General features: G+C 35.0%; 9 protein-coding genes and 1 pseudogene. 2 read left to right on the top strand and 8 right to left on the bottom strand.

The window, feature by feature from the left end; genetic code table 11:
• The 5 genes and pseudogenes from Q0P94_RS10010 to Q0P94_RS09990 form a co-directional block, all read right to left on the bottom strand.
• Positions 1 to 217 (bottom strand): annotated as a pseudogene (locus tag Q0P94_RS10010) (formylmethanofuran dehydrogenase subunit B); the annotation flags it as partial.
• Entirely contained in the window at positions 207 to 776 is a 570-nt protein-coding gene (locus tag Q0P94_RS10005; RefSeq protein WP_295116191.1) for a molybdopterin dinucleotide binding domain-containing protein, read from the bottom strand. The pseudogene Q0P94_RS10010 and the gene Q0P94_RS10005, both read right to left, overlap by 11 nt.
• Positions 777 to 788: 12 nt before the next feature.
• Complete coding sequence (locus Q0P94_RS10000) at positions 789 to 1,019, bottom strand: ferredoxin family protein (protein WP_292743149.1); 231 nt, start codon at positions 1,017 to 1,019, stop codon at positions 789 to 791.
• 8 nt (positions 1,020 to 1,027) lie between these two features.
• Positions 1,028 to 2,125: a tungsten-dependent formylmethanofuran dehydrogenase subunit FwdF gene (gene fwdF, locus Q0P94_RS09995; protein WP_295116188.1), complete on the bottom strand. Its 1,098-nt coding sequence runs from the start codon at positions 2,123 to 2,125 to the stop codon at positions 1,028 to 1,030.
• On the bottom strand, positions 2,118 to 2,588 hold the full coding sequence (locus Q0P94_RS09990; protein WP_295116186.1) for a 4Fe-4S binding protein: 471 nt from the start codon (positions 2,586 to 2,588) through the stop codon (positions 2,118 to 2,120). Before Q0P94_RS09990 ends, fwdF begins: the two co-directional genes overlap by 8 nt.
• A 593-nt stretch (positions 2,589 to 3,181) precedes the next feature.
• Here Q0P94_RS09990 and mobB point away from each other — a divergent pair.
• Positions 3,182 to 4,213 (top strand): molybdopterin-guanine dinucleotide biosynthesis protein B, encoded by a 1,032-nt coding sequence (gene mobB, locus Q0P94_RS09985; RefSeq protein WP_295116184.1) that lies wholly within the window; start codon positions 3,182 to 3,184, stop codon positions 4,211 to 4,213.
• A 4-nt stretch (positions 4,214 to 4,217) separates the two neighbouring features.
• Positions 4,218 to 5,147, top strand: a complete 930-nt coding sequence (gene moaA / locus Q0P94_RS09980) for a GTP 3',8-cyclase MoaA (protein ID WP_295116182.1) — start codon at positions 4,218 to 4,220, stop codon at positions 5,145 to 5,147.
• A 107-nt stretch (positions 5,148 to 5,254) separates the two neighbouring features.
• On the opposite strand, the gene Q0P94_RS09975 is transcribed toward moaA, so the two are convergent.
• The 3 genes from Q0P94_RS09975 to Q0P94_RS09965 all read right to left on the bottom strand — a co-directional run bounded on the left by Q0P94_RS09975 (position 5,255) and on the right by Q0P94_RS09965 (position 9,519).
• Positions 5,255 to 6,460: a Coenzyme F420 hydrogenase/dehydrogenase, beta subunit C-terminal domain gene (locus Q0P94_RS09975; RefSeq protein WP_295116180.1), complete on the bottom strand. Its 1,206-nt coding sequence runs from the start codon at positions 6,458 to 6,460 to the stop codon at positions 5,255 to 5,257.
• A 17-nt stretch (positions 6,461 to 6,477) separates the two neighbouring features.
• Positions 6,478 to 8,643 carry a formate dehydrogenase subunit alpha gene (fdhF, locus tag Q0P94_RS09970; protein ID WP_295116178.1) on the bottom strand — a complete coding sequence of 722 codons (2,166 nt, stop codon included), beginning with the start codon at positions 8,641 to 8,643 and terminating at the stop codon, positions 6,478 to 6,480.
• Between the two features lie 84 nt (positions 8,644 to 8,727).
• Entirely contained in the window at positions 8,728 to 9,519 is a 792-nt protein-coding gene (locus Q0P94_RS09965; protein ID WP_295116176.1) for a formate/nitrite transporter family protein, read from the bottom strand.
• Positions 9,520 to 9,839: the final 320 nt, after the last annotated feature.

The raw sequence follows: 9,839 nt of genomic DNA, 5'->3' as shown, positions 1-9,839 counted from the left end.
TGAGTTCTCCGTTTTCATCCCTAATCATTGGAACAAGTAATCTTTGATCCATATCTTCCATAATTTTACTTGCTCCTAATCTGCATGCGTGTCTAACAGCAACTACATGATTATCTTTTACTAAGTAATCTAAATCGTCACAGTTACAACCACAGAATGCACAGGTACAATTTTCAACAATGTAATCATAATCAGTTACAGGTGGTTCATAAGTCATGGTCAATCAACTCCTCCCATTTACGTCCGTGATAAACAGGTAATTCACCTAAAGATTCCATGTTTTCAACAACATCATCATCTTCTTCATCAACATATTTTTTGTATACCCATCTCATTAAATCAGCCATGAGTAATACTTTTCTGTCGGTTTTTTCGACAGTGCATCTGATTCCTTTGTAGGTTGGGTCAGAACAGCAGTAAGTGTCGTGACTTACAATGGTGTTAGCCCATGGTCCTTTACAAATGAATACAGTTCCTTCGTGAGGTGCATCTCTTGATACTGCACAGTTTACTACTACTTCACCGAAATCGGTTTTTACAAGTACAGTATCCCAGTTGTTTACACCTAATTTTGCCATATCTCTAGGATCCATGTAACAAGTACCTGAAGCGTTTTTGTATTCTTCTTTTAAAGTGGATCCTCTTTTTTTACAAGCACCTTGATAGATGTCAGATCCGGTGTTTAACATGCATTTTAAAACATCGGTTGTTCCTTCACCAGTAATTTTTACATCAGGCACTACAGGTCTTTCTAAATAAGTATTAGCATAATGCATAAATTAATCCCCCTATTCTAACCATATAGCATTTACTGGGCAAAACATTTGACATGTTCCACATTCTTCACATTTTTCAGGACTGAAAAGTTTGATAAAACCGTTTTCTACCATCATAATAACTTCTTCAGTCTTAGCACCATTACCACCAGCATTTTCTGGACTGATAGCAGCATTTACAGGACAAGCGATTACACAAATCCCGCATCCTAAACAATTATCTTGATTAACTTTAAGTTCCATCTAATCACCTAATCTTTAATTGCATCTAAAGCTTCTTTCCAAGTAGTTGAGCTAATAGGTGTGTGGTCGATTTCAGTTCTTGTTACAGTAATTGCACCGTTAGGACATGCTTTAGCACAAGCTTTACATTTTACACAGTAATCATTGTTAGCAATTACGTGTTCCATTCTAGAACCAGGACCTGAGGATACAGGGAATGCTAATGCATTACATCCACAAATATCTACACAAGCTCCACAAGCTTGACATTTATCATCATCGATTTCAATAGAACCTTGGAATGGTTTTTTATGTTTAGCAGCATCAGTTGGACATACTCCTTCACACCATCCACAGAATACACAGAGTTCTGAGTCAATGACAGAGTTTCCTTTAACTGCAGCTTTTGCAGGATCTAAGTCGTATTCTCCATAGTTACATGCTCTACAGATTGCTTTAATAGCGTTAGTAGGACAAGATTTTTTACATACTAAACAGTATACACATGCATCTTTGTCGATGACAATAGATTCTTTTCCAGTTTCTTTATCAACAACGATTGCTTCTGCAGGACATAATTCTTCACATACACCACAGTAAATACATTCGTCTTCGTCTACATCGATTTCACCAGTTACTAAATCAGCACGGTTTGGTAAAATTCTTTCAATGACAATTGCATCACGAGGACATGCGATTTCACATCTTTTACAGTAAATACATTCATCATCATCAATTTCTGAGAAAGCGTTGTAATGAGGATATGCGTCGATTTCTTTGATTGGTGTTCCGTCAATAGTTAATACTAATGCATCAACAGGACATAATCCGGAGCACATACCACATAATACACATTTACTTTCGTCAATGCTTATTCTTTGAACATCAAAGTCGTCTTTGAAGTTTTGAGCAATCTTTTCGTGACCACTGAAGTATACGTCGTTTGAGATTCTGTGACGTGCGTCTACAGCAATTGCATTTAAGGTAATTGCTTCAACAGGACAAGTTGATTCACAAATCCCACAACCTAAACATACGTGGTCGTTGAAAGACAAGTTTCTGACTTCTTCAGCAGCTCTTGTGATGTCAAAGTTGTTGTCTTTAACCTCTTTTAAATTTCTAATCATATTCAATCTCCAAAATTTTTATAGAATTAGTTGGGCAATCCTCGCTACATAGCTGACAACCGCAACATTGTATGGAGTTTGCATGTGCTTGTAATGACTCTAATTTAATAGCTCTCATCGTACATGCATTTACACATAAGCCGCAACCAATACAGGAATCTTCTATAATTACTTCGAAATTTCTTTCTCTGCAAATATTCACAATTTTTCGACTCTGTTCTGGTTCGTCAAATATTGCCTCGGCCATTTTCAAGAAATCTCTGGGAGATAAGTCAATGATAGTCCTTGCAACATCAATTGAGTTCCAAGATAAATTTCTACCATTCAGGTAATGAGATATGGTAGACCTGTCAACACCTAACTCGTCAGCAATTGCTTGATGACTTTTACCAGCATCCTTCAACTTGACCGCAGCCAAATACTTTAGACCAGATGCAATATGTTTTGGCATTTGAACCACCATGTGTAATGATATAAAATATATTTACTTATATAAATATAGTTACCTACTAGAATTAAATAGAAACTATTATATATTACTGTGGTAAAACTACACATATTAAGTTTAAAATAAAGGAAAATATAAGTCAATAGCAGTTATAAAATAATTAAAAAATTTTATAATTATAACAAAAGAATATAAATAAATTTAATAAAAAAATAAAGCATTATAGGTCCAATTATATTGAATAAATAATAAATTTTATAAAAATTTGTAATAAAAATCTATCAAAAAAGTATTACAAATTCATGAAAAATTGTAAAAAATTTTTAGGTTTGCCTAAATTGTGTAGTAACTACACATAAAATTTTGAAAAACTATTGAAAATTGAGAAAAACCTAAAAAACAGAATTATCCTCAATTTTTTCAGCATTATTGAGATTGTTGAAATTCTCGAAAATTCAGAAAAAATATTCTATTTCGAAATTTTACAATCCGAAAATTATGTAATAAAAACACTCCATTTTATAAAAATGTGTAGTAACTACACATGCCTATCAAAAAGATATAATTAATACAAAAACATATATTATATTATTATAGGGGATTATAAAATGAAAATTGTATCTATCGTGGGTAAGAAAAATACTGGAAAAACCTCGCTGACAGTCAAAGTTATTGAAGAGTTAACAAAAAGAGGCTACAACGTTGCTTCAATAAAGCATTCTCACCACTCCATAGAAATGGATAAGGAAAACACCGACACCTGGAAACACAAGCAGGCAGGTTCAAATCTAGTGGTTGGTGTTGGATCCACTACATTTTTTAATGCACGAAAGGAACATGACCTCAATAGGATACTATTCCTGCTCAAACACTTTGACGACTTTGATTTTGTAATAATTGAAGGATACAAAAGATACAATTACCCAAAAATTATAACATCACCAAACGTTAAAGACGAATACACCATAAAAGAAGTGGATTCCTTTAGAATAACAGATGAAGAAATAAGTGAACTTGCTGACCTGATAGAAGAGAAAGGTCATGATATAGTAGACACGTTATTTGCAAACAACTGTGGATACAATGACGGCGAGGCCATTGCAAGTGAAATAAGAAAAGGCAATCTGACAGTCGATGACTTGGACAGCGTTCAAAGCTATATGTCAATAGATGGCAAGGTTGTTGGACTCAATAGGTTCGTAAGCGATTACTTAAAGCAAAGTGTTATCGGCGTGATAAATACATTGAACATCAAGGACTACGGCGTTGAAAAAATTGGAAATGTGGAATTGATAATACCTAATGAAAATGACAGTCATGCAATCGAAGCTGACTGCAAGATTTTAATCAATGATAAAATCCTTGAGATAAACAGTTTCACAAAAAACATCGTTTCAAATTCAATTAAGGGAATGATTAATGCAATCAAAACAGAACCTAACGTCAGGACTATTGATATTGAAATAAGTAATATTAAAAATGAATTGACCAATGCTGAAATAACACTTAAAACAAACGGTCATGATGTTCAAATTAATGATTTTACCCAAGGAATTCTCAAAGAGACAATATTTGCAATCGTTAATTCCTTAAAAATTGATGATGAAATTAGAGAGATAAAAATTAAAGTGGAAGAATGATAATATGTTAGAAGACGTTGTTAAGGATAAATATGAAAGACCGATTCTTTCACTAAGAATCACACTGACAAACAGATGTAACGTAAACTGCCTGTATTGCCACCATGATGGAATGGTCAAATCAAAGGATGAAATGACTGCTGATGAACTTTACACCATCTGCAAAATCGCCAAAAAGATTGGAGTTAGAAAAATAAGGTTGTCAGGCGGAGAGCCATTGCTTAAAAAGGACATCGTTGAAATAGTTGCAAAAATAGCAAGTCTCGACTTTAAGGACATTTCAATGACAACCAACGGAACACTACTGGAAAAATACGCTCAGGATTTAAAGAATGCAGGGCTTCACAGAGTTAACGTGAGCTTAGACACCCTTAACCGTGAAACATTCGAATTTATCACAAAAAAGGATTATCTTGAAGATGCCAAAAAAGGAATACTTAAAGCTGTTGAAGTGGGATTGTATCCAGTCAAGATTAATATGGTTATAATGAAGGACATAAACCAGAACGAGATTGACGACATGTTCAAATTCTGTAAGGAGAATGACATTGTCCTTCAGCTGATTGAATTAATTGAAAGTGAAAACTGTGAGGACGACAAGTTCAGTGCGGACTATCACTATAATCTCGATGACATCGAAAAAGAGTTAGCTGATATAGCTGATGATGTGCGAGAACGTGAATTTATGCAAGGGCGTAAAAAATATTACATAGACGGTGGAGAAATTGAGGTAGTCAAGCCAGTTGACAATGCTAAATTCTGCGCAAAATGCTCCAGATTGAGGATAACACCCGACGGTAAAATAAAGCCATGCCTTTTAAGAAATGATAATCTTGTCGAATTAATTTCTCATGTCAGAAATGGTGCAAATGAGGAAGAACTGGAAGAAATTTTCATGAATGGAATTAATAAGCGTGAACCGTTTAATTCCTAAATTTTTTATCATTTAAAACATGAAAATTAAATATTGTTTCATGAAAATATAACATTGTTAAGTCAATATTTATAAAAAAAAGAAAATTGGAAATAAGGAAAGAATCCTTATAACCATTTAGCTTTGGATACGTGATCAGTGAATGGAAGTGGTTCGTCACTACCCATACCTGGGATGTATCCGTAGATTTCTCTTACTTTGTTGTTTACAGTACTCCATACTTTAGCAACAGGGATTTCACATGGACATACTTCGGAACATTGACCACAGTTGGTACATGCGTCAACCATGTGTACTAAACGTGTTAAGTGGAAGAATGGAGCAGCAGGAGTGTATCCACCAGGTACCCATTCAGGACCTTCAGCTTCGAGACAGCAGTCTTCACAGAAACATAATGGACATGCTTCACGACAACCGTAACATTTCATACATTTAGAGAATTCATCTTCGTATTGATAGAATACGTCAATAATGTCTCCAGTAGTACCTGCGTAATCAACATCTTTTTTAGCTTGAGATTCTTTAAGCATAAAGTTGTTAATGTTTTCTCTGATTTTGATACCTTTTTCAATAGGTTCAGCAGTTTCAATTAAACCAGCTTCAATAACTTTGTCTAATACTTCTGCACCTTTATCTGAGAATACTTCAACAAAAGTAGCTTTACCTGCTAATTCACCGATAACTCCCCAGTTACCTAAAGCTAAGTCTGCGTTGGAAGGGATTTTGAGATTACATCTTTGACAGTTTTCTCTTCTACCCATACCTTGTTCTTCTAATTCATCAATTTTGAAACCTTTTTCACCGTCAGCAGTTTCCATGATGAGTTTTCCTTTAGCAATTTCTTCTTTGATAACATCTTTAGGATCTAATTCGTATACATCTCTAATCATGTTCATGGTTGGAACAGGTGACATTGTTCCGCCACAGTTAACACCGATCATAATTACGTTATCTTCGATGATTTTGCCTTTTTTCATTAATTCACGGATGGTCATTGCATCACATGGTTTACATGCTACAGCAAGTTTCATGTCTCTTGCACCATCTAAGTATTTGGATACAAATTTAGCAATGTTTAAAGTACCACAGTGAATGGAACCTGCAGTTTTAATAACTTCAGCAGGGTCAGTTACGAGGGTTGGTACACCGTCGTAAATATCGTGACCTTCGGTTACACCAACAACACCATCTACAATACCTTCTTCTAATAAGTATTTCATGATGGTAGTTACTACTCCACCGTACTCTCCTTTTTGTTTGATATCGTCAATAGCAGAGTATGCGTAGTACATATCGTTAATTTTTGCGCTCATTTAAATCTACTCCCCATTTATTTACCTACTTGTACAGTGGTAGTTGAAATATCTTCAGCTTTAACTTCGGTGTCAGTACCTTCTTTGTAAAGCTCGTTTTTGATTTCTACTTTTTCATCGAATTTTTCTACTTGGATAGCACAAGCTTTTAATTCAACCATTTTAGATTTAGGGTCGAAAGAGTCGGAATTGGTTAATACGTTAGCAGCACATTCTGCAAAGTGCATTGGAATGTTTACGATACCTTCTCTGATATCATCAGTTACACGTGCAGGAATTGCGATTTCTCCTCTTCTGGAGAATGCTCTTACTACTTCGTTGTTTAAAATTCCTCTTGCTTCAGCATCTTTAGTGTTGATTTCGATGAATCCTGTTTTTACCTCATTGGATAAGGTTTCACATCTTCTGGTCATTGCTGCGTGGTAGTGGAACAATACTCTAGTAGTGGTTAATAATAATGGGTATTCTTCATCTACAGTTTCAACAGGTCCTTTGTGTTCTAATGCTTGGAAGACACCTAAACCATCAGGGTGTGCGAATTTTTCTTTGTGCATTAATGGTTGACATGGGTCGTCTTCGGAAGGACAAGGCCAGTGAAGTGCTTCAGGAGTGTCTAATCTTTCACGGTTCATACCAGCCATGATAGGAGCACATTCTCTGATTTCGTCGAAGATTTCTTCAGCGGATTCATAGTGGAATAATGGTCTTGGTACGCCCATTCTGACAGCGATTTCTTCCATGATTTTCCAATCTAACCATGCACCTTCAGGTGGTTCTTGTGCTTTGTGTAAGCATTGTACTCTTCTTTCACCACTGGTGAAGGTACCTTCTTGTTCACCCCAACCTGCTGCAGGTAATACAACATCAGCACATTGTGCGGTATCGGTTAAGAAACATTCTTGTACAACTAACATTTCTAAGTTTGCAAGTGCTTCTTTGGTGTGAGCTACGTCAGCATCAGAAAGAACTGGGTCTTCCCCGTGGATGTATAATACTTTTAAGTCACCAGCGTGAGCAGCGTTCATCATTTCTACTAAAGTTAAACCAGGTTTGGTTGGTAAGTTAACTTCGTAACCTTCTCCACTGTAGTAGTCATTGAACCATGCAGTAGTTTCTGGGTCTTTAACTTTTCTGTATCCTACGTAATCGGAAGGTAATGCACCCATATCACAAGCACCTTGTACGTTGTTTTGTCCTCTTAATGGGTTTACACCAGTACCTTCTCTACCAATGTTACCAGTTAACATTGCAAGGTTTGCAGTGGACATTACATTGTCAGCACCGTGAGAGTGTTCGGTAATACCTAAGGAGTATACGATAGCTGCTTTGTCAGCAGATGCGTATTCTACAGCTAAATGTTCAATTACTTCAGGTTTAATACCAGTAATTTCAGAAGCCATATCTAAAGTGTATTTTTGTACGGTTTCTTTCATTTCTTCGAAACCTTTGGTTCTGTTTGCGATAAATTCATCATCTTGTAAGTCTTTGTCGATGATGACTTTAATCATAGCGTTCATTAAAGCTACGTCAGTACCAGTTTCAAATTGAACATATTCATCTGCGATTTTAGCAGTAGGAGTGAATCTTGGGTCTAATACAACTAATTTAGCACCATTTTGCTTAGCTTGGATTAATTTACGTCCAAATAATGGGTGTGCTTCCATGTTGTTTGATCCAATACAGAAGATGTAGTCAGCTTCTTTAACACTGTCGAATCCGTTGGTCATAGCACCTGATCCGAAAGTGGTAGCTAAACCTGCTACAGTAGGACCGTGACAAATACGTGCACAGTGGTCTACGTTTTGAGTACCACAAGCTACTCTTGCTAATTTTTGAGTAATATAGATATTTTCGTTTGGTGAACGAGCACATGCGTAGAATCCAACTTTGTTTGGATCTTCATCAGATACTTCTTTGAGTTTGTTAGCAACAAGGTCTAAAGCTTCATCCCAAGATGCTTCTCTAAATTCACCGTTTTCTTTTATTAAAGGAGTAGTTAATCTGTCTTCCCTATTAATAAATTGGTATCCAAAGTTTCCTTTTGGACATACTTTACCCTCGTTTACAGGGTGTCTTTTTAAAGGTTCTACACCAACAATTTTTTCGTCTTTTACAACGAAGTTGAGTCCACAACCAGTACCACAGTAAGGACAGATTGTTGGAACATATTTTATTTCAACCATTTTATAATCTCCAAATAATATATTATTTATGTTAATTAAAAAAAAAAGAAGCTTTAAAAAGCTTCTTTAATAGTATTTACTAGCTTATTCTTTTAGGTATGTGAACCAATAGATACAAGCAACGAATATAGCACCACCAATGATGTTACCAATGGTTACTGGAATTAAGTTATTAACAATAATAGTTGTCCAGTTTACACCTTCAGCACCTAAGAACATACCTAATGGTATGAAGAACATGTTTGCTACACTGTGCTCAAATCCGATAGTTACGAAAGCCATAATTGGGAACCAAATACCAAAGATTTTACCAATGATATCGTCGGATGCGTTAGCTAACCATACAGCTAAACATACTAACCAGTTACAACCAATAGCTTTAATTAAAGCTACATCAAAGCTCATACCAACTTTACCAGTTGCTACTTTAATAGCACCTGCTTGAATAGCTGGATCGGATGTAATGATTCCACCCATAAATGCAAGAACGTATGCAACGAATAATGCACCTACGAAGTTGAATAACCAACTTAATACCCAATTTTTAGCGAGACCGCCGATAGAAGCGGTACCATCTAATACACCGATGGTCATGAACATTACGTTACCAGTAAATAATTCAGAACCAGCGAGTACAACAATTATCAAACCTACAGGGAACACTGCACCGAATACAAATTTGGATAATCCAATTGGTAAACCTGCAGCTACCATACCTGCATTAGCGACTTCAGCTAATAAACCTCCAAATGCGATATATGCTCCTGCTAAAAAGGAGAGTAAAATCACATTAACAATATTTGCAGAGTTTTTTGCGCCAGCAGTTGCAGAAATTGCTTTTGCAGTATCTACTGGGCTTTTAAAAGATGAACTCATATTATCAACCTCTTTATCCCTTTTTTTATTAAATTTTTATAATACTAATGAATCCCACCATAAGAATAGTTCAAAGTATTATGAATTATAATATGTACTTTAATATATAAAAAGGGTTTGTTATCAGTCGCTAAAAGAAATATTTAAATAGGAGAATAAAGTTATATACAATTGTAATGATTAATCATTATAAAAATATAATCACATCGAAAATTAATACTTTTTTTATAAATAAATTAATTAAATCATATTTTAAAGTTAAAAACTAAATATAAATAACTATTTTTAAGTAAATTATAATATAATAAAAAGATATTTAT

This window comes from uncultured Methanobrevibacter sp., assembly GCF_946184425.1.
In the GTDB taxonomy this organism is placed as follows: Archaea; Methanobacteriota; Methanobacteria; order Methanobacteriales; family Methanobacteriaceae; genus Methanocatella.
This window is presented reverse-complemented; position numbering and strand designations above follow the sequence as displayed.